The sequence below is a fragment of the Chryseobacterium sp. LJ668 genome (genome assembly GCF_019613955.1).
Taxonomy (GTDB): domain Bacteria; phylum Bacteroidota; class Bacteroidia; order Flavobacteriales; family Weeksellaceae; genus Chryseobacterium.
Window position 1 is genome coordinate 1,356,580 of the sequence record NZ_CP080443.1, and the last position, 21,844, is coordinate 1,378,423.

A 21,844-nucleotide genomic window follows, 5' to 3' on the forward strand; every position below is an offset into this window, starting at 1 on the left:
TTATGATACAATTCTTTTACGAAAGCTTACCGGATTCTGTGAATACAGATTACAAAAAATGGCTGGAAGAAATTATTCTTTCGGAAGAAAAAAAAGTAGGTGATATCAACTATATATTCTCCGATGATGAGTATTTACTCAAAATCAATCAGGATTATTTACAGCATGACTATTATACCGACATCATTACTTTCGATTCTGTGAAAGGCAAAACAATTAGCGGAGAGATTTTCGTATCTTTGCAACGCATTTCAGACAACGCCTCTACCCTATCCAAAAACTACGATGAAGAATTAAGAAGAGTCTTAGCTCACGGTATTCTTCATTTATGCGGTTATAAAGATAAATCAGAAGCCGAAGAACAGGAGATGCGGAGCAAAGAAGATTTTTATATTGCAAGATATAATTAAGAGCTATTTCCCGCTGTCCGCACTTGCTTTTTTCTTTTTCAAAGAAAAAAGGCCAAACAAATGCTATCATCGGGGCTAGAAATACAAAGTACAGGCGCTTGTAAGCCTCATTCAGCATAATGTTTCACGTGAAACATTTATACAGATTTTAAAATTAAAGCTTAAGAAGCGATTGAAATGATTTCAGAAATATATGATGTAATTGTAGTAGGTGCAGGTCACGCAGGTTGTGAAGCTGCTGCTGCTGCTGCCAATTTAGGTTCTAAAACCTTATTGATTACCATGAACATGCAGACCATCGGACAGATGAGCTGTAACCCTGCAATGGGAGGTATTGCAAAAGGACAAATCGTAAGAGAAATTGATGCAATGGGCGGTTACTCCGGAATTATTGCGGACAAATCTGCAATACAATTTAAAATGCTTAACCTATCAAAAGGTCCTGCAATGTGGTCTCCTAGAACACAAAATGATCGAATGCTTTTCGCAGAAGAATGGCGTTATGCATTAGAAAATACTCCGAATCTTGATTTCTTTCAGGATATGGTGAAAAGTTTATTGATTGAAAATAATCAAGCTGTAGGCGTAGTTACTTCTCTTGGAATTAAGATCAGATCAAAATCTATAGTTCTTACAAACGGAACCTTTCTTAATGGATTAATCCACGTAGGTGATAAACAATTAGGAGGAGGAAGGATGGGTGAACCGAGAGCTTTTGGTATTACAGAACAATTGGTTTCTTTAGGATTTGAAGCAGGAAGAATGAAGACAGGAACTCCACCTAGGATTGATGGTAGAAGTCTAGATTACTCTAAGATGGAAGAACAGAAAGGAGATGAAAATCCAGGTAAATTCAGCTATTTAGATAGTCCGAAACTGACTAAGCAATTAAGTTGTCATATCGTTTATACCAATGAAACTGTACATGACGTTTTGCGTGAAGGATTTGACAGAAGCCCCATGTTTAACGGTACGATACAGAGTTTAGGGCCAAGATATTGCCCAAGTATTGAAGACAAAATTAATCGTTTTGCAGAACGTACCAGACATCAGCTTTTTGTAGAGCCGGAAGGCTGGAAAACCGTAGAAATCTATCTGAATGGTTTCAGTTCTTCGCTTCCTGAGGATGTTCAGATCAAAGCCATGAAACATATTCCGGGATTTGAAAATGTAAAAGTATTCAGACCTGGCTATGCTATTGAATATGACTATTTCCCTCCTACCCAACTGAAGCATACTTTAGAAACAAAACTGATTGATAATTTATATTTTGCCGGTCAGATTAACGGAACTACAGGATATGAAGAAGCTGCCGGACAAGGTCTGATGGCGGGTATTAATTCTCATAATAAAGTTCATGAAAAGGATGAATATATTCTTAACAGGGATGAGGCTTATATAGGCGTTTTAATCGATGATTTAATTACAAAAGGCACCGAAGAACCTTATAGAATGTTTACCTCCAGAGCTGAATACAGACTGCTGCTAAGACAGGATAATGCAGATATCAGATTGACCGAAAAAGCGTATCAGCTAGGTTTGGCAAAAGAAGAAAGATTGTACAGAGTTGAAGAAAAAATTGCTAAAAGCCAGGAACTGGAATCCTATCTTAAAGAAACCTCTTTAAAACCAGGATTGATCAATCCCATATTAGAAGGCATTGAAAGTAACCCAGTAGATCAAGCTTACAGAGCATCTCAGTTTCTTACAAGACCTAATATAACTTTAGATAAATTAGATGAGATCGATTCTATCAGAGAATTTACTTCTCAATATAGCGATGAAGTAAGAGAACAGGCTGAAGTCAATATCAAATATAAAGGCTACATTGAAAAAGAAAAAGAAAATGTAGCAAAACTAAATAGACTCGAAAATGTGAAAATTCCCGAAGATTTCGACTATATTAAAATATCAAGTCTTTCTGCAGAAGCTAAGCAAAAAATGACGAAAGTGAGACCTAAAACATTAGCTCAAGCCGGCAGAATCAGTGGTGTTTCACCGTCTGATGTCAACGTTTTAATGGTATATCTAGGTAGATAGTCAATTATGTTTCACGTGAAACATTAAAATATATTAAGGTATTAGAAAGCTTTACATGCTTTTCTGAATGCCTTTTATTGTTAAAATTCAATACTTAAAATGAAAATAAAAGATCATTTTCTTTCTCAGGAAATATTTGAAATCAAAGAAACTGAAACAGAAGGAGTTTTTAAAACCTCTCCTATCCCATCAAATATTTCTAAATATTACGAAAGTGAAGATTACATTTCTCATCATCAGGACTCCGGAAGCCTGAAAGAAAAACTTTATAAATTTTTACAATCTTTCAATCTGCAATACAAGAAAACGATTTTGATTGACAGAATAAAAAAGAATTCTAAAGTTTTAGATTACGGTTGCGGAGCCGGAGAATTTGTGAAATATATAGAGAATGATTTTCAAACTTTGGGTTTTGAACCCGATGCAGATGCGAGAAAAGCAGCTCAAAATAAATTGTCGAAAGCAAAAATTTTAGATGATATTCAATTGATCAAAGATGAAAGTTTAGATGCAATTACACTATGGCATGTATTTGAACATGTAGAAAATCAGAGCGAGATGCTTTCTACTTTTCATTCAAAATTAAAGGAAAAAGGACTTTTGATTATTGCGGTTCCCAACCCTACTTCATATGATGCAAAACACTACAGAGAGTTTTGGGCAGCTTACGATGTACCTCGACACATCTTTCATTTTTCGAAAAAAGGTATGGAAAATCTAATTGCTAAAAATCATAATTGGAAAATGAGAAAAATAAAACCTCTGATTTTGGATTCGTATTATATTTCCATGCTAAGCGAAAAATATAAAAAATCACCTCTTCTTTGGCTAAAAGCAATCATCTACGGAACAATTTCTAACGTAAAAGCACTTTTTTCGGACGAATATTCAAGTTTGATATATATTATCGAAAAAAAGTAGAAAATCGATTTTCGGCGTATTACTGTAAGTCAATTTCAACCATATTCTCACTAAAAATAAAAAACTCAAGATATATCTTGAGTTTTTTATTTTATTACATCGTGCAGTAAATTTTTAAATTTATTTATTAATAAAAAAATCTGTTGTAAAAATCTGCAGACTAAAAATATTTAAAATGATGAATTATTTATTAATCGCAGCAATACCCGGAAGTTCTAAACCTTCTAAACTTTCCAACATTGCTCCACCTCCGGTTGAAACATAACTTACCTTATCTGCATAACCGAACTGTTTGACAAAAGCAACACTATCGCCCCCTCCTACTAATGAAAAAGCACCTAATTTTGTTGCTTCAGCAATACTTTCTCCTAAAGCTTCTGTACCGGCTGAGAAATTTGACATTTCAAAAACTCCGATAGGTCCGTTCCAAAGAATCGTTCTTGAATTTAATAAGACATCATTGAATTGCTCTCGAGATTTTGGTCCTGCATCCATTCCCATCCATCCCTCAGGAATATGATAGATATCAGAATCTTTTTTATCAGCGTCATTACTGAAACTTTCAGCAATAACAGCATCTGAAGGAAGATATACTTTTACATTATGTTCTTTCGCTTTTCCTAAAATTTCCAAAGCCAAAGCCAATTTATCTTCTTCAACCAAAGAATTTCCTATTTTTCCACCAAGAGCTTTAATAAAGGTGAATGCCATACCTCCACCGATAATTAAATTATCAACTGCCGGAAGAATATTTTCTATAATGGTAATTTTAGTTGAAACTTTAGAACCACCTAATATAGCTGTAATCGGTTTTTCGCCACTCTTTAACACTTTATCAATCGCTTTTAATTCGTCTGCCATCAGCAAACCGAAAAATTTAGTTGATTCAAAATAATTCGCTATTACTGCTGTAGAAGCGTGAGCCCTATGTGCTGTTCCAAAGGCATCATTTACATAGGCATCACCTAATTTTGACAGCTTTTTCGCAAAGGCATCATCTCCTTTTTCTTCTTCTTTATGAAAACGTAGATTTTCTAACAATAAAATTTCTCCGGATTGAAGCTCAGACGCCGCTTTTTCAGCTTTCTCCCCTACCGACTCTTCAGAAAACTTTATTTCATGACCCAATACTTTTGAGACTTCATCTACAATATTTTTCAAAGAAAACTCAGCTTTTACTTCGCCTTTAGGTCTTCCAAGATGAGTCATTAAAATTACAGAACCTCCGTCTTTAAGAATCTTCTCTACAGTAGGCTTTACTGCAGTAATTCTCGTGTTATCAGTAATTTTAAGCTGATCGTCCTGTGGAACATTGAAATCGACACGTACTAATGCTTTTTTATCTTTAAAATTGAAATCATTGATTGTTTTCATATGTAGATATATTATTTATTAATGGTCATATGGAATCGCCTTTTGAATTATATTTAAATTTTAAAACTTATTCGATTTCATAATTACCTTTGATTTTTTGTTTCACAAATGTAAGATTTTAAACTTTCGGAAGAGATTCAAAAAGATAAAAGTTTTCAAAAAAATTCCCACAAACTAATCATTCATTAATCAACATAATTTCTTTATTTATAAAAGAAAGAATGATGGTTGTTGTTGAGTGTTGTGAGTTTCGGGGATAACTTTTTGGTTAAAATTTCATAACATACAGTTCTAATTCAATTCATATTTCATTAACAGTGTAAAATACTGAAAATCTGAATTATCTGATACTTATTAACAGATATTAATAACTTTGAAAAATACAAAGTATCAGTTAAACAACTATTGAAAACCTAAAGATTAGTCCTCCGAAAGATCTTGAAAGTTTTCTATTGATTTTTTCAAACTTTAGTTCATTAACAAATTTTCGTATTCAAAAATATTTTAGTTCAGAAAAGTTTTCCACAGTTATTCACAGTTCTTTTCACATTTTATAAGCGTGTAAATAACAATTTATATTTTAATACTTAAATTTGTAGAATTATGTAAGCAGATGTATTGCAGAACAAAGAACATCAGTATTTTAAATATTAAACATCTGACTATTAAATAATTACATATTGTCTTTAGATAAACTTAAATCTATATATGAAAAGAAAAATTGCTATTGCCGGAGATCATGCAGGTTTTGAATATAAAGAAATCCTGAAAAAACATCTTGAAGAGAACTTTGAAGTACAGGATTTCGGAACTTTTTCTACCGATAGCGTAGATTACCCGGATTTTGTGCATCCTGCAGCAACCTCTGTTGAAAATGGAGAGAACGAATTAGGAATTTTAATCTGCGGAAGCGGAAACGGGGTTCAGATTACGGCCAACAAGCACCAGAAAATCCGTTGTGCATTATGTTGGATGCCGGAAATTGCAGCATTGGCGAGACAGCACAATGATGCAAATATGATTTCGATTCCTGCAAGATTTATTTCTAAAGAAGTTGCGATAGAAATTGCGAACAGATTTCTTTCTACCGATTTTGAAGGTGGAAGGCATCAGACAAGAGTTGATAAAATAGCATTCTGCTAAAGTATAAAGGCTTGTAATTCAGTTTGCAAGCCTTATTTATTTTTTATTTCTTATATTTGCATCATCATACAGAAATTACCAATCTGTTTATTCCATCCAAAGCCTGAAAATAATTTAGATATTTATTGAAAGGTTTTCCTCCCACTTCTCCTTTTTTATATTAAATTTATACGGACTAAAGTCTTAGATAAAAGAAAATTGATCGATTTCAATATTAGTTAAACATTAAAAAATGAAAAGTAAAGCAGCTTTTATTTTATTATTTACTCTCAGTATTTTCTATGCTCAGGAAATACAAGATAAAAATGCTTTTAAAAAATGTAGAAAGGAATTCAGTAAGAAGATATGTCTTTCAGATGACGATAAAGACCGCATCTTATTTTATTTAGACAATTGTCCAAAAATTGTAGGAGCAATTGAAAATGATGGCTGTCCATGGCTGGATATTGATGGAGATGAGATATTTGATAAAGATGACGCGTGCCCAACTGTTGCAGGTCCTCAACAAAATAATGGTTGCCCTTGGCCTGATACAGATGAAGATGAAATTTTAGATAAGGATGATGCGTGTCCAACTATTTATGGAATAAAAGAAAGAAATGGATGTCCTGATCCGAGAATAAGGTGTTTAGAAATTTCTAAAAAAGATAGTATTTCCTATAAAAATTTTAAAATAGAAAATCGGAATTTATCCAAAAATTATGAAAATCTTGGAGATTTAATTGTAAAGAAAATTTCCGAACAGAAAGATATTGGTTTAGTTTACATAAAGTTATTTGATATAGGACCTGGATGTTATTATGAGCCTTCAGGAATTAATCCACAGTGCAGTAGTACGTTAAGATCGGATAAATATAATTTTTTAATAAGTAGGCTATTCTCAAAGTATGTTTTTGAAAATATAAAGAATAAATTAAGTTTATCAATACTAACATCAAATTTTTTTCTAGCAAGTCAACAAGAAATGAATAATTATATCGATATGTCATCTGAACAATATAATTATTTCGCAAAAAATTTCAATAATACTAGAATCAAAATAAATGGACCAAAAACCGACATTTCTCCACAACATCTGGAAGTGAATGTTTCTTTTGTGGAAGAAAACCCTTATGATGTCATACTTGATTTGAATAACAAAAAATATAATTACCAATTTGTAAATAATCAATGGAAATTGATTGAAACAACAAAGCAAAATTAAAAAAATGCCAAAAAAAAATAAATACATAAGTCAGAAAAATGACTCAAAACTCTTGGAAATCGGAAGGCTGATTCTCCGTTTCATGAATCAGAACCAAACCAAAATATACAATTACAAACAGATTTCAGACGGAATTGACTATAAAAATCCGAGACAACGTGAGTTAGTGATTCAATCTTTGCATAAGCTCTTAGCGAATCAAAGAATCAAAGAAACTGAAAAAGGAAAATTCAGCATCAATCTAAACATTGAAGGTACTTTAACCGGAATTATAGACTTTAATCAAAGTGGAAATGCTTACGTAACAGTCGAGAATTTAAAAGATGATGTTTTCGTTCACGCAAAGAATGTAAAAGATGCATTGCAAGGCGATAAAGTTCTTATCGTTACTTACAATTTTAAAGGAAAGAAAATGGAAGGCTCTGTGCTTGAAGTTTTAGAAAGAAGCCGCACAGAATTTGTAGGAACTTTCCAGCTCGTTCAGCATAAAGAATTCGGGTTTGTCGTTTGCGATAAAAAAACGATTAACACGGATATTTTTATACCAAAAGGTAAAATTAACGGTGCAGAAAACGGCGATAAAGTCGTAGTAAAAATGCTGGAATGGAAACCTGGAGATAAAAATCCTGATGGTGAAATTATTAAAGTTCTTGGAGCTCCAGGAGAACACGAAACAGAAATTCACTCTATTTTAGCTGAATACGGTTTGCCGTACAGCTTTCCTGAAGAAGTAGAGTCGGATGCCGATAAAATTGACAGAAGAGTGACCGATGAAGAGGTTGCGAAGCGTAGAGATATGCGTAAAATCTGTACGTTCACGATTGACCCGAAAGATGCAAAAGACTTTGATGATGCCTTATCGATCCAAAAATTAGACAATGGAAATTGGGAAATCGGAGTACACATTGCCGACGTTTCTCATTACGTAGTTCCTGGAACAATGTTGGATGATGAAGCTTATGAAAGAGCAACTTCAGTCTATTTGGTTGACCGAGTTGTACCGATGTTGCCCGAAGTTTTAAGTAATGATGTTTGTTCGTTACGTCCGAATGAAGATAAATTTACATTCTCAGCGGTTTTTGAGATGAATGATAAAGCTGAAGTGGTGAAAGAATGGTTCGGAAGAACTGCTATTCATTCAGACAGAAGATTCACTTATGAAGAAGCTCAGGAAAGAATTGAGACTCAGGAAGGCGATTTAACGGAAGAAATTCTGACGCTCGACAGACTCGCAAAAATCATGCGTGATCAGAGAATTAAAAATGGTGCGATTACCTTTGACAGAAGCGAAGTTCGATTTAATTTAAATGAAAAAAGCGAACCGATTGGAGTTTACTTTAAAGTCAGCAAAGATTCAAACCATTTGATTGAAGAATTCATGCTTTTAGCAAACAGAAAAGTTTCTGAATTTGTTTCACTTAAAAAAGGAAGACCAAACGGAAATACCTTTATTTACAGAGTTCACGACGATCCTGATCCAGCGAAATTAGAAGCTTTAAGAGATTTCGTTTCGACTTTCGGATATAAAATGGATCTGGCAAACACCAAAAAAGTTGCAGAATCTCTGAATAATTTACTTTCTGAAGTAAAAGGGAAAGGCGAAGAAAATATGATCGAAACTCTGGCTATGCGAAGCATGAGCAAAGCGGTCTACTCTACCGAACCAATCGGTCATTACGGTCTTGGGTTTGATTATTACTCACACTTCACCTCTCCTATCCGTCGTTACCCCGATTTGCTTGCTCATCGTTTGCTTCAGCATTATTTAGATGGCGGAAAATCTCCCGATAAAAATGAACTGGAAGAAAAATCTAAACATTGCAGTGCAAGAGAACGTTTGGCTGCCGATGCAGAAAGAGATTCCATCAAATTTATGCAGGTTAAATTCATGGAAAAACATTTGGGAGAAACCTTTACCGGAGTGATTTCTGGAGTGGCTGAATTTGGTTTCTGGGTACAGATTCCTGAAAACGGCGCGGAAGGTTTGATTAAATTACGCGATTTGATGGATGATTCTTACACGTATGATAAGTCTACACATGCTGTTTACGGCTCAAGAACAGGTAGAAAGTTTCAGCTGGGCGAAGAAGTTCAGATTAAGGTAGTGAAAGCCAATTTAATTCAGAAACAACTGGATTTTAAGATTGTTGACTGATGACAAAAGTTGATAAATACATTGTTTTTAGTATTTTGAATGTAGTTTTATCAGCAACCATGATGTTTAAAACTGTCCTTAACTTTTATTTCTTTGTTCTTATTATCAGCATAATTTGCATCATTACAAATAAGTTAATCAATAAAAACATTATTAAGATTAAAGACGGAGATAAAAAGTACTTTTTTGGAGTCGTATTTCCTTTAATTGTAAATTGTTTTTTTCTTATAAATTATTTTACAGGAATGAATCCAAAAAAAGAAACATATTGTTTTAAAAGCAAGATTGCTGTAGTTGGAGGTAGGAATAGCCACCAAAAAGGAAAAACTACTTACATTTATTTGAGTGGGGATGCCTACAAATATTCTTATATGACAAGAAGTTTTTTTATTGATTATAAGAAAATGTGGGGTAATAATCAAATTATTTACACTTTTGAAAGAGGTATATTTGGTTTAAAAGTCAGAAAAGATTACAAATTTGTCTACAGTGAGTCTTGTCCAGATAACTACTAAATTTTAAGCGAAACATTTCAACTTAACAATGAAGACTGTCACATTTGCACAGTCTTCATTGTTTAAAAAGTTTTTAAAAATACAATTTATGCTTAAAAAAATCATTTTTAAACTCAAATAAAAATATAATCTTTAAATTTGAATTTGAAACAAATTGTAAATGTTTGAACTTGTATTGTCGGCCGTTGGTCTGGGTTTTATGTTGAGCCTGGTTTTCATTGGTCCTATTTTTTTTCTCTTGATAGAAACCAGCTTTACAAGAGGCCCGAGACATGCTTTAGCGCTGGATTTCGGTGTTATTACAGCAGATTTGTTGTGTATCATTGCAGCGTATTATGCCAGTGCAGACATTGTGAGTCTCATCGATAAACATCCCGGGTTTTATAGAATTACATCAATTTTAATTCTTTCATACGGTATTATTATGTTGGTTACCAAAACCAAAATGCATTTGCCGGGAGAAGAAAAAATCATCAGTCAAAATTACATTAAAACGTTCCTGAATGGCTTCCTTTTAAATTTACTGAACGTAGGAGTTGTGCTTTTTTGGTTGGTGACTGTGATAGGCGTCAGAAATCAGTATCCCGATACAGGAAATATGATTCTTTACTTAGGTTTAGTCCTTACAACTTATCTGATAATTGATTTCCTTAAGATTTTTCTGGCAAAACAATTCCACGACAGGCTGACTCAGAGGCTGGCGAATAACATACGGAGAGGCGTTGGTGTAGTTTTAATCCTGTTCAGCTTTTTTATTTTCCTGCAAAGTTTCAAAAAGTTTAATCAGTTTGATAAAAAACTGGAAGAAGCTGAAAAGAAAGAATTAATCTACAAAAAATACAGATGAAAAAAATATTCCCAAATCCTATCAAAAAAGGTAATTATATCGCCATCATATCTCCTGCCGGTGCTGTAGATCCTTCACAGCTCGAAAAAGGAATTGAAATGATCAGGAAGAAAGGTTTTGAGCCTATTTTAGGTGAAAATCTTTACAGTAAGTATTCTAAAGGGTACAATTACGCCGGAACCGAAGAGCAAAGATTGAAAGATATCAACTGGGCATTAAACGATCCTGAAATTTCCGCAATATGGGCTTCCCGTGGCGGTTATGGTTGCCAGCATTTGATTGAAAAACTGAATTTAAAAGGCTTCGCTAAAACTCCTAAATGGTACATCGGCTATTCTGATAACACAGTCATACAAAGTTATTTGCTGAAAAAAGGATTTGCTTCGATTCACGGACAGACTATTAAAACTTCCAGTTTCGGTGTGACCGATGAAAGCTATGATTTGACCTTTGAAATATTAAAAGGAAAACCTTTAAAATATGCATTAAAATCAAATCAATTTAATAAAGAAGGAATCATTGAAGGTGAATTGGTTGGCGGCAATTTAGCCCTTATTTATGCGCTTTTAGGAACTAAATATTCTTTTGAATTTAAAGATAAAATTTTATTCATTGAAGATATTGGTGAAAACTTTTATGCTCTCGACAGAATGATCATGAGTTTGGAGCTCGCAGGAGTTTTCAGAAAAATAAAAGGACTTATTGTTGGCGGAATGACCAATATGGGTGACGAAAAAGAAAATAAACAATATGAAGAAAGTTTTGATGATTTTGCCTATCAATTGATCTCAAAGAAAATTTCAAAATACGATTTCCCTGCAGCTTTCGGCTTTCCGAATGGTCATATTCACGATAACAGGCCATTGATTATTGGGGCAGAAGTTTCATTGACAGTCGGTAAAACAGTTTCGTTAAATTTTAAAAATTAATGTTTCACTCAAAATTTATACTTGCATTTCTTTTAGTTGTAGCTGGAATTATGCACTTTATAAGACCGCATTTTTTTATGAAAATAATGCCCGATTACATACCTTTTCATTTGAGAATGGTTTACATCAGCGGTGCAGTAGAAATTTTGTGTGGCATACTTCTGCTCTTTCCGGAAACGCAAAAATTGGGAGCTTATCTTTGCATAGCCTTATTTATCGCGGTTTTTCCTGCAAATATTGAGATGACGAAAAAGTTTTATCAGATTCATCATAAATATTTTTGGCTGACTGTTGTACGGCTACCTCTGCAGTTTGTGTTAATTTGGTGGGCGTATCAATTTAGAAGGTAATGGCAGATCACAACGAACTTGGTAAGAAAGCAGAAGATTTGGCCGCCGAATATCTTATAAAAAATGGGCACAGAATTCTTATGCGGAACTTTCGTTACCAAAAAGCCGAAATTGATATTATTTCAGAAAAAGACAACTTAATTATAGTCACAGAAGTGAAGGCGAGATCGACCGATTTTTTTATCCTTCCCCAAGAAGCCGTTACAAAAGGGAAAATCAAATCGATTGTTACTGCAGCCAATCACTTTATGGAGGAATTTAATAAAACTCAGGAAGTAAGATTTGATATTATATCAGTGCTTCCAGACTACAACGGAAAACTGACCATAGAACATATCAACGACGCATTCGAAGCTTTCGATGCCAATTAATCTCGCTGCGGGTATAGCTTTTTGCCAATTGCCAACAGCCAAACGCTAAAGAACATGAAAACAATACTCATCACCGGAGCGACGTCCGGAATAGGAAAATCTACCGCAGAACTTTTCGCAAAACAAGGAAACAGGATCATTATCTGTGGAAGGAGAGCAAACGTTTTAGAATCTATAAAAAAAGAATTATCAGCTTTCACTGAAGTTTTTAGTTTAAACTTTGATGTTAGAAATCTTGAAAAAGTTGAAAACGCCATCAAATCTCTCCCGGAAGAATGGAAATATATCGATGTGCTCATCAACAATGCAGGAAATGCACACGGTTTAGATCCCCTCTCCGGCGGGAAAACAGAGGACTGGGATTCTATGATCGATGGAAATGTAAAAGGACTTTTATATGTCTCAAAAACGTTGATTCCGATGATGAAAGAAAGAGGTTTTGGGCATATTATCAACATCAGTTCGGTCGCTGCAAGACAGACATACGCAAATGGCGTTGTATATTGCGCTACCAAAAAAGCGGTGGATGTTATTTCTGAAGGAATGCGTATTGAGCTCACAGAATTCGGGGTACGGGTGACCAATATTCAGCCGGGAGCGGTAGAGACAGATTTTTCTCTAGTAAGATTTAAAGGAGATCAGGAAAGAGCAGCAACGGTTTATGCAGGTTATGAGGCGTTGAAAGCCCATGATATTGCTGATGCCATTGCTTATTGTGTGAATGCTCCGCAACATGTAACGGTTTCCGATATGACGATTTATCCGAGTGCTCAAAGCGAACCACGAACCATCTACAGGAAGTAGTAGTTGAAAATGAAATTCCTCCACTGTTTTTTTTTATTTTTCTTTGTGTTTGGATATTCTCAAAGCTATTCAAATGAGGCACGGTCCGTTTTATTACAGGCAAAAACACTCGATTCTCTGATGAAAAACAACGACTCTGAAATTGTGAATCTGCTATGTTCAGATGTATCTTTTGGGCATTCAAACGGATGGATTCAAAGCTTAGAAGATTTTAAGAAAGATTTTACTTCGAAAAAAGTCATTTATAATGAAATTTCACAACTTGAACTGTTAGAATTAAAGCAAAATAGAAATAGGATCAGCCTAAGAAGAACTGTGAAAGTCAGTGGTCTTTACAAAAACCAAAATTTTGAAATGAAACTGGCTTTACTTGAAATATGGATCAGGAAGAAATTTATATGGAAATTGTGGAGCAGACAAAGTGTGGAAATAAAGCCATAAATTTGCACAAATTAGCTTAGAATGAAAATCCTATACCTTGAAACCTCTTCCAAAAACTGCTCGGTCGCAATTTCTGACGATGATAAGCTTTTGTGTATCTGTGAAGAAGTTTCAGAAAATTATAAACAGTCTGAAAGTCTACATTCATTTGTAGAATGGGCTTTAGAAGGAGCCGAACTGTCAATGAAAGATATTGAAGCAATTTCTTTAGGTAAAGGTCCGGGTTCTTATACCGGATTAAGAATAGGTGCTGCTTCGGCAAAAGGATTTTGCTATGGGTTGAAGATTCCATTGATCGCGGTTAATTCTTTAGAAAGCATGATAGAGCCTTTTTTAGGGCAAAACTACGATTTGGTTGTTCCTTTGGTTGACGCAAGGCGAATGGAGGTTTATACTGCCCTTTATGATGGTGAAACAGGGCAAGAACTCTTTCCTACCGAAGCAAAAGTTTTAAACGAAACATCTTTTCAGGAATTTAAAGATAAAAAAGTGTTGTTTGTAGGTGATGGAGCGAAGAAAGCAAAAGAAATTCTCCAACTGCCGAATGCAAATTTTAATGAAGACCTCTACCCTTCTGCACAGTACTTGGTCAAGAAAACATTAGAGAAAATTAACAATAAGGATTTTGAAGATATTGCGTACTTCGAACCTTTTTACTTAAAAGAGTTTCACGGTGTTAAAAAGAAAAAAAGCGAAGATTAGCCTTCGCTTTTTTATTTATTTTTTTTGTGCCGGAATCGGAGCTGTCATTTCTGATTGCGGAGCATTCATTACTGGTTTTTTAGGAAGACCACTTTGTATCGCATTATTCACTGGTTGTGAACTGTTTGGCAACGGGTTATTCTGATTTCCTGGTGCTGTAATATTCTGAGATTGTTGCATATTCTGCGTCGGCTGACCATAACCAGCAGGATTTTGAGGCATATTGTTGTTTGGATTTTGAGGAACTGTATTTCCCTTGTTGTCTGTTGACTGAAATGCAATATCACTTTTCAGATAATTAAGCATTTCTTTAGCCTTTTCACCCTCCGGGGTTTTACCGTAGTTGAGAACAATCTGCTCAAGCTGTAAAATCATCACTTCCTTTCCGCTGGATTTTCCTGCATTAAAAGCATTTAGGAGATAAAGCTTAGGAACGAGTGCATCTTTAGGATTTTTCTGAATTGACTGATCAATAATATTCTGGCTTTCTGAGAACTTTTCAGATTCAAATAAAGCATAGGCCGTTTTGTAAGCCGTTTCTGTTTCCGGAGAGGATTTTACGAACGTATTGTTTTTAGGATTTCTGGCAAATTCTGCATAAGATGTGTAAGCATAATCTGTCAGCAAAATCTGTTTTGCTTTCGCAGCAGCCTGTGAATTTTTCTCATAATTCATCGCAAAAATTTCATACAAAGCTTGTAGCATTACCTTTTCTTCGGGTTTTGCATCTACCAGATCATATAAAGTTTTTGTGGCTAACGGAGTATTGGTAAAATAATTCTGATACATGATTCCCAAGCCCAGCGAAGCGGTATCTCTGTCTTTTTTCAGTTGTGACAACTTTCCTGCATCACTAGGGATCTGCTCAATGTAATATGCAGGCTCAAAACGTCTTGGGTTGGGTGCACTATTTACTCCTAAAGCTTCATTTTTCAGATCTTCAATAGAAGCCATTTTTTTAGAATAGCGCCAGTTATCTACCAACGCTCTGTCTCCCCAGACTTGCTTAAAGGTCGAGGTTCCTTTACTTACTGTACCAGTATTTCCGAAGTAAAAGCCTTTCGTAGCCGTTCCAAAGTCTTCAAAAGAGGTTGAGCTGTTGGCAAAAATCGAATTCGAATTATAATCTCCCGTATCAAATCCTTTGTTTCGTTCTGCACGCAGTCTTTCAAGTTCTTCTTTCTCTTCTTTGATTTTAAGCTTCTGTATGTATTTGGCAAAATATTCTGTTTTCTGAGCTTCTGGCATTCTCGCGATTGAAAGAATACTGTCATTTTTCTTGATGAAATAATAATTTCTGGAGATCTTTTTAATATTTTCTGACTGATCTTTTAAGAGAATTTTTGAGGGCTCATACGTCATCGTTGCCAAAGCAGAATCGTAATAGGCACCGGCACCGATGTAGTCGTTTTTATCTAAATAACTTCTTCCGATCTCATAATAAGTCAAGCCGCGCACCTGTGGATCTGAAACTTTTTCTAAAAGGGATTTTCTGAAAAATTCTTGTCCTTCATCAGATTTTCCGGCTTTGCTGGCCATTAATCCTAGTGCATAGTAAAATTCGTTCTTTCTAGAGCCATAGGTACCTTTTTTACTAATATCCTCCAAATATTTTTTTGCACCTGCGTAATCACCTTTTCCATTGAATGTTTTGGCAATCTCGATTTGAGATTTAACTTCAAATTCAAAATCATTCGCATATTTGTAAGCGGCTGCGAAGCTTTCACGTGCAGGCTCATTTCTCCCTAATTCTGAAAGAACCTGACCGCGCAAAAATGCGATTCTGCTTTTCAGTTTTCTGTTTCCATTAAGTTCAAAAGCACGATCCAGCTCTTTTACGGCCTCTTCTTTTTTTCCTGCATCCAGTAGTAATTCTGAATAATAAATACTCAAAAGCTTATCATGGTCTTTGCTGATTCCTTCACTTTTTAATTGGGAAAAAATCTGGTCAGATTTAAAATAATCTTTAAGCTGCGCATATGCTAAACCTTCATAAACTTTTGCCAAAGGAAGCCTTTTGTCTTCTTTCATGTGGGTGAAAACATAATTCAGCGCATCCAGAGCCTGCCGTGATTTTCCCTGATAAATTCGTGATTGTGCAAGGATGATATACGCATCAAAAATTGTATTATTTTGCTCCTCTCCTTTTCTTATTACAGAATACTTTCCGATAGCCTTCAGTGCCTTTGCTTCGGCAATTTCTAATGTAGTTGCGCCTTTATTGTCTGCTTGTTGATTAGGATCCTGTGGCATTCCCGGAACCTTATTTGGAGAGTTCGGTGGCATTCCGGGTGCGCTCCTTCCATTAGAATTTGATGGAGCTGGTCTGTTAATCTCAGCCATTTTACTCGAGTTTTCTGCAAACGCAGAAGATTGTCCCAAATCACTTCCTATAGGCTGTTCTTCGTAAGTAAGAATAGGAATATAAGGTGCATAGAAATTATCTTTATGTGCCTTATCTCTACCTTCAAATTCACTGTTTAATGCATCTTTGGCATTAAACAATGTATTGTAGTATGTTGAAAATCCTTTTAAAAACTTTGATCGGGCTTCCGGTTTTTTCACTTTGGTACTACAGGAAACAACGATGATCGCCGTCAAAAGGAGTAAAATATTCTTTTTCATTATTCAATATAACTCGCTAATCTGCTTTTTATTATCAAAACAGGTTGATGATTCTGTAAAAATAATAAAAATTTATGGGGAAATTATTTATATTTCTTTTAAAATTTTGTAAATCAAATGGGTAGGCAGTCCCATAATGGTATAAAAGCTGCCGCTCATCTTTTTAATTTTTGCCATTCCGAGCCATTCCTGGATGCCATAGCTGCCTGCTTTATCAAAAGGTTTGTAGTTTTTTACATAAAAATCAATTTCCTCCTCTGAAATTTCTTCAAATTCCACATCAGCAACATCAGTTTCGGTAATGGTTTTGTTTATAGTTTTAATGGAAATTCCGGTGTATACTTGATGTGTTTTGCCGGAAAGTTTCTGCAGCATGCTTTTGGCGTCGGCTTCATCTTTTGGTTTTCCTAAAATCTGATTATCAAAGGCAACAACGGTATCAGCAGTAAGTAAAACTTCATCGTGTTCTAGTTTTCTGAACGCATCGGCTTTTAATTCAGATAGATAAGTGGCTGCATTTTCAATGTTAATATTTCCGGGTAAAATTTCTTCACAGTCAATTTTCACCACTTCGAAATCAAATCCTAAACTGGCCAGTAATTCTTTTCTTCTCGGAGATTGCGATGCTAAAAGTATTTTCATATTCAATTTAAACTGATTGTGTATTGTCATCATGCCATTTTCCCTGAACTTTCATCACCTGTTCAATCACATCTCGTACAGCTCCGCTCCCACCCTGCTTTGGCGAAATATAATCTGCAATATTTTTTATCTCAGGAACGGCATTTTCGGGGCAGGTAGAAATTGCAGAATTCTGCATCATATGAATATCCGGAAGATCATCGCCCATAGTAAGAATTTCTTCGTTTTTAAGATTATATTTTGTTTTAAAATCCTCGTAATCAATCATTTTATCATGTGATTTTGCATAATAATCTTCAATTCCGAGATAATTGATACGATGCCTTACCATTTCATCGTTGCCACCGGTAATCACACCTATTAAATAATTGTTTTTTAATGCTTTAACAACGGCATAACCATCCAGAACATTCATCACTCTGCTCATGTTTCCTCCGGGCATCAGATAAACGCTTCCGTCTGTGAAAACTCCATCTACATCAAATACGAAGGCTTTTACATCTTTCAACTTCTTTTTATAGCTCATACATTTTTTTAATCGAGTGATTCATTGTTTTATAGATTTCGAGACTTTCATCTGTCAATAGCTGCTCATGTAATTGTAAAACTTTTATATCGTTTCTTACTGCGGGTCCGGTCTGGGCTGATCTGGGCTCGATTTCATGGATCTTTTTTACCGTCTCATCTATTAACGGCAGAAAATAATTAAACGGTATTTCCTGACCGTCCGAAATTTCTTTAGCCCTTGAAAAAAGATGATTCACAAAGTTACAGGCAAAAACGGCGGTAAGATGAATGTATTTTCTCTTTTCGTGACTGCTTTCTATGACGTTTTCTGAAATCTGAGAAGCCAATTTAAAAAGCAAGTTTTTGTCTTCTTTGTTTTCAGTTTCTATGAAGAAAGGAATTTTTGAATAATCCAATTCTTTAGATTTTGAAAATGTCTGTAAAGGATAAAGGCTTGACTTTCTGTATTTTCCGGATAAGATTTCTTTAGGTAAAGAGCCGGAAGTATGTGCAACCAGACAGTCTTTTTTAGTTATCAGACGAGAAACATCTTCTACCGAACCGTCATTTACACAGATGATGTACAAATCTGCATTTTCTAAAATGTCAGTAGAAAAAGGAACGTGGAATTCCTGTGATATTTTGTTTAAATCATCAACATTTCTTCCAAAAACCTGAGCTAATGGAATGCTATTCTGTGTGAAAGCTTTTGCCAAATGATAAGCAACATTTCCGGAACCGATGATTACAATTTGCATAAAACAAAGATAGGATTTTAGGTTGATTACCGAAACAAGCTAAAAAGGAGCATAAGACATTTTATGGGATTTATTTATTTTAATAATTGTTTTAAATTTAATAAATTGCTAACGAATGGACTCAAAATTGAATAAGTAATTTAACTTTTAAATACTTTTGTAATCCAAAACAATGAAAGCATCTTATGAAGATTAAAGACGCAGAGATTATTGCGCTGATGCAAAACCCTCGAACTCAGGAAAAAGGAGTTCGTATGATGATGGATGCTTATCAGAGTAGATTGTATTGGCATATCAGAAGAATTATTGTTGATGGAGACCTTGCTCAGGACACTTTGCAGGAGACTTTCATCAAAGCATATCAGAATTTTCATCAGTTTAAAAATGACAGTCAGCTTTATACCTGGCTATACAGAATTGCGACCAACGAATCTTTACAGCAGATCAATAAGCTGAAGAGAATGCAGAAAACTGACGAAGACCCTGAGTATTATATGCAGAATCTTGTAGCAGACAATACACACAGCGATGCAGAAGAGATACAGATCTTCTTGCAGAGAGCCATACAAAGCCTGCCTGAAAAACAGAAACTGGTATTTATGATGCGGTATTATGATGATTTACCTTATGAAGAAATATCTAAAATTGTAGATATGTCAGTAGGTACTTTGAAAACAAATTATCACTACGCCAAGCAGAAAATAGAAGAATTTATTAAAGAAAATTACGAAAGATAATTTTTAGCGACATGAAAGATTTTGATCTAGATAAATTAGAACGGAAGAACATTTACAAAGTTCCTGAGAATATGTTTGAAAATATTCAGGATAGAGTATTGGGAAAGATGAATGATTTTGATCTGGAATTACTGGAACGTAAAAACATTTACAAACTATCGGATGATGTGTTTGAAAATGTTCAAAAAAGGGTATTTAATGAGATTAACGCAGATAAAAAAGCACCGATCTTTAAATTAAACTGGGGATATGCAGCTGCGGCTTCACTAGCACTGATCTTTGGCTCAGCTTTTTTATATAATTCTTACTCTGATCCGAGTTCGGATAAGAATTCAACGAAAAATTATGCAGATAATCCTGCACCGAAAAAGGAAAGTGAAATTGCTTACGAAACTTTAAAATCTGATTTAACTTCTGTTGAAAATAATAATCAAACATTTGACAATCAGCAGGTAAAAGCAGTGGCTTATGTTCCTGATCATTCAAAAAACAATGAAGAACCGGCCAGGAAGCCAAAAACTGTTTCGAAACAGACTGAAGCTCATGTGGCAGAATATTTGGATTCATTCTCAAATTCTGAAATCGCTGAGTTAGCCAATAATTCCACTCAGGATGTTTATTTAGATTTATATAATTAAAAGAGAGATGAAAAAGATATTATTTACACTTCTTATTATTTGCGGTTTTGGCTTAAATGCTCAAAGGACAGACTATGACTGGAAAAAAATGGACCCTAAACAAAGAAAAGAAGTTATAAATAATCTTTCTCCTGAAGAAAGAAAAACGCTTCTGACACAGTTTAGAAATAATATGGTGCTGGATAATCTTAACGTCGATCCAAAAGATAAAAACGAATTTACAGCAATGTATAACGAGTATCTGGATAATCAGAAAAAGATAAAGAGTCAGTTTGATTCTAATTTCAATCCGGAAACTTTGTCAGAAGAAGAAGCAAAAGCAAAACTTCAACAGAGCTTTGATGTAGGTCAGAAGTTGCTGGATAACAGAAAAAAATATGCGGAAAAGATGCAGACCGTCATTCCGTGTCAGAAAGTTTTGAAGTTGTTTCAGTCAGAAGGCATGATGAGAGATAAAATGAATGAAAGAAAGCCTCGAGAAGGGAATACTAAGGGCTCAAAACCCAGACAAAACCCATAATAGTTTATTTTTTTAATGTTGGACGACCCTTGCAATTTATTGTGAGGGTCGTTTAATTTTAAAGAGGTATAAAAATGTTTAATTCCAATATATCATAGCTAATTATTATTTTTGTGAAATAATTAATTAAATTCTGAGTTTTTACTTACAGCGAATCTCTTTTTATAAAATCATCGGTATGAAAAAAATATTTTTCTTTCTAATACTTTCTGGTTTATTATCCGCCCAGAAAACGGAAGTTATTGACTTGTCGAAATCTATAAAAGACAGCAAAAACACGTATAAAAGTTTCAGGGTAATCGATCAGCGTCCCAATAAAGACATTGGAAGCATATTATTTCATAAAAATCAAGTGAATATTATTTTCGAAAATGATGCAAGTAAAGATCTTTCAGACTGGTTTTATAAATACAATATAGTTAAAGGCAGTGATGACTTGGTGCTTTTATTGGAAAATTTAAATATTTCTGAAGACATTAAAGAGAAATATTCTATCGGAAAACTTGAGCTGCGAGCAAGCATTTTTAAAAAGAGAGAAGATGGTTATCATTTTGTCAACAAAATTGATACTGTTGCAACGCTTTCATCACGCGATACACCCTATTTAGCTCAGAGTTTGGCAAAGAAGATTACATTATCTTTAGCAGATTTATTGAAAGATTCATACACTAAAACGACTTGGGAATTTGGTATTTCAGAAAATGATCTGACCAATTATAATTCTGTTTTAATAGATAAACTTGACATTTTGAAATCAGGCACATTAAAAGAAGGAGTTTATAAAGATTCTTACAGTTTTTTTACCCATAATCCCGAAACAGGGTATACAATTGAAACCAACAGTAAGGGTGTTGCGACAAAAGCAGTGAAAGGCGATGACAAAAAGCCAATCAGAAATTTTTATGCATTTGTTCATAATGGAGTTCCTTATAAAGTAATTCCGGTCGGTTATGTTGAAATATTCAGAGATGATATGGGGCTTTTCATTGAAGTAAAAAAAGAAGAACTATTTCCTGAATCTAATTCTACGATGGTAATGTTAGGAGGCGGTATAGGAGGTTTGATAGGCAGTGTTGTAGCCAATGTAGCCTTTGTAGCAATCGACGCCAGTATAGCGAAGAAAAGAAGAGCAATGGCAGGAACTGAAGTTTCACTTGATCCTTTAACCGGAAATTATATATTGCCGGAAAATTTTGGTAAATCTAAATAAA

The 21,844-nt window shown here is 34.4% G+C and carries 23 protein-coding genes; 18 read left to right on the top strand and 5 right to left on the bottom strand.

From position 1 onward, the window contains the following. The first annotated feature begins 2 nt into the window (after window positions 1-2). The 3 genes from ybeY to K0U91_RS06400 all read left to right on the top strand — a co-directional run bounded on the left by ybeY (window position 3) and on the right by K0U91_RS06400 (window position 3,371). A complete protein-coding gene (gene ybeY / locus K0U91_RS06390; protein ID WP_220178812.1) occupies window positions 3-410 on the top strand; it encodes an rRNA maturation RNase YbeY in 408 nt (135 codons plus the stop codon). A 177-nt stretch (window positions 411-587) separates the two neighbouring features. Then, window positions 588-2,450: a tRNA uridine-5-carboxymethylaminomethyl(34) synthesis enzyme MnmG gene (gene mnmG / locus K0U91_RS06395; protein ID WP_220178813.1), complete on the top strand. Its 1,863-nt coding sequence runs from the start codon at window positions 588-590 to the stop codon at window positions 2,448-2,450. A gap of 99 nt (window positions 2,451-2,549) precedes the next feature. After that, window positions 2,550-3,371: a class I SAM-dependent methyltransferase gene (locus K0U91_RS06400; protein WP_220178814.1), complete on the top strand. Its 822-nt coding sequence runs from the start codon at window positions 2,550-2,552 to the stop codon at window positions 3,369-3,371. 183 nt (window positions 3,372-3,554) lie between these two features. Here K0U91_RS06400 and K0U91_RS06405 read toward each other — a convergent pair whose 3' ends face one another. Further along, window positions 3,555-4,745 (bottom strand): phosphoglycerate kinase, encoded by a 1,191-nt coding sequence (locus tag K0U91_RS06405; RefSeq protein ID WP_220178815.1) that lies wholly within the window; start codon window positions 4,743-4,745, stop codon window positions 3,555-3,557. 708 nt (window positions 4,746-5,453) lie between these two features. On the opposite strand from K0U91_RS06405, the gene rpiB reads away from it, so the two are divergent. From rpiB to tsaB, 11 genes are all read left to right on the top strand, one after another. Then, a complete protein-coding gene (gene rpiB / locus K0U91_RS06410) occupies window positions 5,454-5,888 on the top strand; it encodes a ribose 5-phosphate isomerase B (protein ID WP_220178816.1) in 435 nt (144 codons plus the stop codon). A gap of 232 nt (window positions 5,889-6,120) precedes the next feature. Then, window positions 6,121-7,092: a hypothetical protein gene (locus tag K0U91_RS16365; RefSeq protein WP_375336400.1), complete on the top strand. Its 972-nt coding sequence runs from the start codon at window positions 6,121-6,123 to the stop codon at window positions 7,090-7,092. A gap of 4 nt (window positions 7,093-7,096) precedes the next feature. Next, on the top strand, window positions 7,097-9,247 hold the full coding sequence (rnr, locus tag K0U91_RS06420) for a ribonuclease R (RefSeq protein WP_220178817.1): 2,151 nt from the start codon (window positions 7,097-7,099) through the stop codon (window positions 9,245-9,247). Next, window positions 9,247-9,762 carry a hypothetical protein gene (locus tag K0U91_RS06425; protein ID WP_220178818.1) on the top strand — a complete coding sequence of 172 codons (516 nt, stop codon included), beginning with the start codon at window positions 9,247-9,249 and terminating at the stop codon, window positions 9,760-9,762. Before rnr ends, K0U91_RS06425 begins: the two co-directional genes overlap by 1 nt. 160 nt (window positions 9,763-9,922) lie before the next feature. After that, the gene (locus tag K0U91_RS06430; RefSeq protein WP_219969863.1) at window positions 9,923-10,609 is read left to right on the top strand and encodes a LysE family translocator; all 687 of its coding nucleotides are present in this window, start codon (window positions 9,923-9,925) and stop codon (window positions 10,607-10,609) included. Further along, window positions 10,606-11,538, top strand: coding sequence for a S66 peptidase family protein (locus tag K0U91_RS06435; protein WP_220178819.1), 933 nt, complete (start codon window positions 10,606-10,608; stop codon window positions 11,536-11,538). Before K0U91_RS06430 ends, K0U91_RS06435 begins: the two co-directional genes overlap by 4 nt. A 50-nt stretch (window positions 11,539-11,588) precedes the next feature. Further along, complete coding sequence (locus tag K0U91_RS06440) at window positions 11,589-11,888, top strand: DoxX family protein (protein ID WP_259429455.1); 300 nt, start codon at window positions 11,589-11,591, stop codon at window positions 11,886-11,888. Next, on the top strand, window positions 11,888-12,259 hold the full coding sequence (locus K0U91_RS06445) for a YraN family protein (protein ID WP_220178821.1): 372 nt from the start codon (window positions 11,888-11,890) through the stop codon (window positions 12,257-12,259). The genes K0U91_RS06440 and K0U91_RS06445 overlap by 1 nt, the downstream gene beginning before the upstream one ends. Before the next feature lie 54 nt (window positions 12,260-12,313). Beyond that, complete coding sequence (locus K0U91_RS06450; protein ID WP_220178822.1) at window positions 12,314-13,063, top strand: SDR family NAD(P)-dependent oxidoreductase; 750 nt, start codon at window positions 12,314-12,316, stop codon at window positions 13,061-13,063. 120 nt (window positions 13,064-13,183) lie between these two features. Beyond that, window positions 13,184-13,504 (top strand): hypothetical protein, encoded by a 321-nt coding sequence (locus tag K0U91_RS06455; protein ID WP_219969858.1) that lies wholly within the window; start codon window positions 13,184-13,186, stop codon window positions 13,502-13,504. 21 nt (window positions 13,505-13,525) lie between these two features. Next, window positions 13,526-14,206, top strand: a complete 681-nt coding sequence (gene tsaB / locus K0U91_RS06460) for a tRNA (adenosine(37)-N6)-threonylcarbamoyltransferase complex dimerization subunit type 1 TsaB (protein WP_220178824.1) — start codon at window positions 13,526-13,528, stop codon at window positions 14,204-14,206. Between the two features lie 15 nt (window positions 14,207-14,221). Here the strand turns inward: tsaB and porW are convergent, their stop codons facing one another. From porW to K0U91_RS06480, 4 genes are all read right to left on the bottom strand, one after another. Beyond that, window positions 14,222-16,831, bottom strand: a complete 2,610-nt coding sequence (gene porW / locus K0U91_RS06465; protein ID WP_220178825.1) for a type IX secretion system periplasmic lipoprotein PorW/SprE — start codon at window positions 16,829-16,831, stop codon at window positions 14,222-14,224. 87 nt (window positions 16,832-16,918) lie between these two features. Next, window positions 16,919-17,473, bottom strand: coding sequence for a Maf family protein (locus K0U91_RS06470; protein WP_220178826.1), 555 nt, complete (start codon window positions 17,471-17,473; stop codon window positions 16,919-16,921). A 7-nt stretch (window positions 17,474-17,480) separates the two neighbouring features. Next, window positions 17,481-17,999: a KdsC family phosphatase gene (locus tag K0U91_RS06475; RefSeq protein WP_219969854.1), complete on the bottom strand. Its 519-nt coding sequence runs from the start codon at window positions 17,997-17,999 to the stop codon at window positions 17,481-17,483. Next, window positions 17,989-18,738, bottom strand: coding sequence for a Rossmann-like and DUF2520 domain-containing protein (locus K0U91_RS06480; protein WP_219969853.1), 750 nt, complete (start codon window positions 18,736-18,738; stop codon window positions 17,989-17,991). The genes K0U91_RS06475 and K0U91_RS06480 overlap by 11 nt, the downstream gene beginning before the upstream one ends. Window positions 18,739-18,923: 185 nt before the next feature. Between K0U91_RS06480 and K0U91_RS06485 the strand changes: the two genes are divergently transcribed. From K0U91_RS06485 to K0U91_RS06500, 4 genes are all read left to right on the top strand, one after another. Continuing rightward, the gene (locus K0U91_RS06485; RefSeq protein ID WP_220178827.1) at window positions 18,924-19,475 is read left to right on the top strand and encodes an RNA polymerase sigma factor; all 552 of its coding nucleotides are present in this window, start codon (window positions 18,924-18,926) and stop codon (window positions 19,473-19,475) included. Between the two features lie 11 nt (window positions 19,476-19,486). Next, the gene (locus K0U91_RS06490) at window positions 19,487-20,113 is read left to right on the top strand and encodes a hypothetical protein (RefSeq protein WP_258561825.1); all 627 of its coding nucleotides are present in this window, start codon (window positions 19,487-19,489) and stop codon (window positions 20,111-20,113) included. 7 nt (window positions 20,114-20,120) lie between these two features. Then, a complete protein-coding gene (locus K0U91_RS06495) occupies window positions 20,121-20,633 on the top strand; it encodes a hypothetical protein (RefSeq protein WP_220178828.1) in 513 nt (170 codons plus the stop codon). A gap of 178 nt (window positions 20,634-20,811) precedes the next feature. Next, window positions 20,812-21,843 carry a hypothetical protein gene (locus K0U91_RS06500; protein ID WP_219969850.1) on the top strand — a complete coding sequence of 344 codons (1,032 nt, stop codon included), beginning with the start codon at window positions 20,812-20,814 and terminating at the stop codon, window positions 21,841-21,843. Window position 21,844: the final 1 nt, after the last annotated feature.

Bases quoted from the DNA above. Each gene is read 5' to 3' on its own strand.
- ybeY (WP_220178812.1), top strand. From the start codon at position 3: ATGATACAATTCTTTTACGAAAGCTTACCGGATTCTGTGAATACAGAT.
- mnmG (WP_220178813.1), top strand. From the start codon at position 588: ATGATTTCAGAAATATATGATGTAATTGTAGTAGGTGCAGGTCACGCA.
- K0U91_RS06400 (WP_220178814.1), top strand. From the start codon at position 2,550: ATGAAAATAAAAGATCATTTTCTTTCTCAGGAAATATTTGAAATCAAA.
- K0U91_RS06405 (WP_220178815.1), bottom strand. From the start codon at position 4,745: ATGAAAACAATCAATGATTTCAATTTTAAAGATAAAAAAGCATTAGTA.
- rpiB (WP_220178816.1), top strand. From the start codon at position 5,454: ATGAAAAGAAAAATTGCTATTGCCGGAGATCATGCAGGTTTTGAATAT.
- K0U91_RS16365 (WP_375336400.1), top strand. From the start codon at position 6,121: ATGAAAAGTAAAGCAGCTTTTATTTTATTATTTACTCTCAGTATTTTC.
- rnr (WP_220178817.1), top strand. From the start codon at position 7,097: ATGCCAAAAAAAAATAAATACATAAGTCAGAAAAATGACTCAAAACTC.
- K0U91_RS06425 (WP_220178818.1), top strand. From the start codon at position 9,247: ATGACAAAAGTTGATAAATACATTGTTTTTAGTATTTTGAATGTAGTT.
- K0U91_RS06430 (WP_219969863.1), top strand. From the start codon at position 9,923: ATGTTTGAACTTGTATTGTCGGCCGTTGGTCTGGGTTTTATGTTGAGC.
- K0U91_RS06435 (WP_220178819.1), top strand. From the start codon at position 10,606: ATGAAAAAAATATTCCCAAATCCTATCAAAAAAGGTAATTATATCGCC.
- K0U91_RS06440 (WP_259429455.1), top strand. From the start codon at position 11,589: ATGCACTTTATAAGACCGCATTTTTTTATGAAAATAATGCCCGATTAC.
- K0U91_RS06445 (WP_220178821.1), top strand. From the start codon at position 11,888: ATGGCAGATCACAACGAACTTGGTAAGAAAGCAGAAGATTTGGCCGCC.
- K0U91_RS06450 (WP_220178822.1), top strand. From the start codon at position 12,314: ATGAAAACAATACTCATCACCGGAGCGACGTCCGGAATAGGAAAATCT.
- K0U91_RS06455 (WP_219969858.1), top strand. From the start codon at position 13,184: ATGAAAAACAACGACTCTGAAATTGTGAATCTGCTATGTTCAGATGTA.
- tsaB (WP_220178824.1), top strand. From the start codon at position 13,526: ATGAAAATCCTATACCTTGAAACCTCTTCCAAAAACTGCTCGGTCGCA.
- porW (WP_220178825.1), bottom strand. From the start codon at position 16,831: ATGAAAAAGAATATTTTACTCCTTTTGACGGCGATCATCGTTGTTTCC.
- K0U91_RS06470 (WP_220178826.1), bottom strand. From the start codon at position 17,473: ATGAAAATACTTTTAGCATCGCAATCTCCGAGAAGAAAAGAATTACTG.
- K0U91_RS06475 (WP_219969854.1), bottom strand. From the start codon at position 17,999: ATGAGCTATAAAAAGAAGTTGAAAGATGTAAAAGCCTTCGTATTTGAT.
- K0U91_RS06480 (WP_219969853.1), bottom strand. From the start codon at position 18,738: ATGCAAATTGTAATCATCGGTTCCGGAAATGTTGCTTATCATTTGGCA.
- K0U91_RS06485 (WP_220178827.1), top strand. From the start codon at position 18,924: ATGAAGATTAAAGACGCAGAGATTATTGCGCTGATGCAAAACCCTCGA.
- K0U91_RS06490 (WP_258561825.1), top strand. From the start codon at position 19,487: ATGAAAGATTTTGATCTAGATAAATTAGAACGGAAGAACATTTACAAA.
- K0U91_RS06495 (WP_220178828.1), top strand. From the start codon at position 20,121: ATGAAAAAGATATTATTTACACTTCTTATTATTTGCGGTTTTGGCTTA.
- K0U91_RS06500 (WP_219969850.1), top strand. From the start codon at position 20,812: ATGAAAAAAATATTTTTCTTTCTAATACTTTCTGGTTTATTATCCGCC.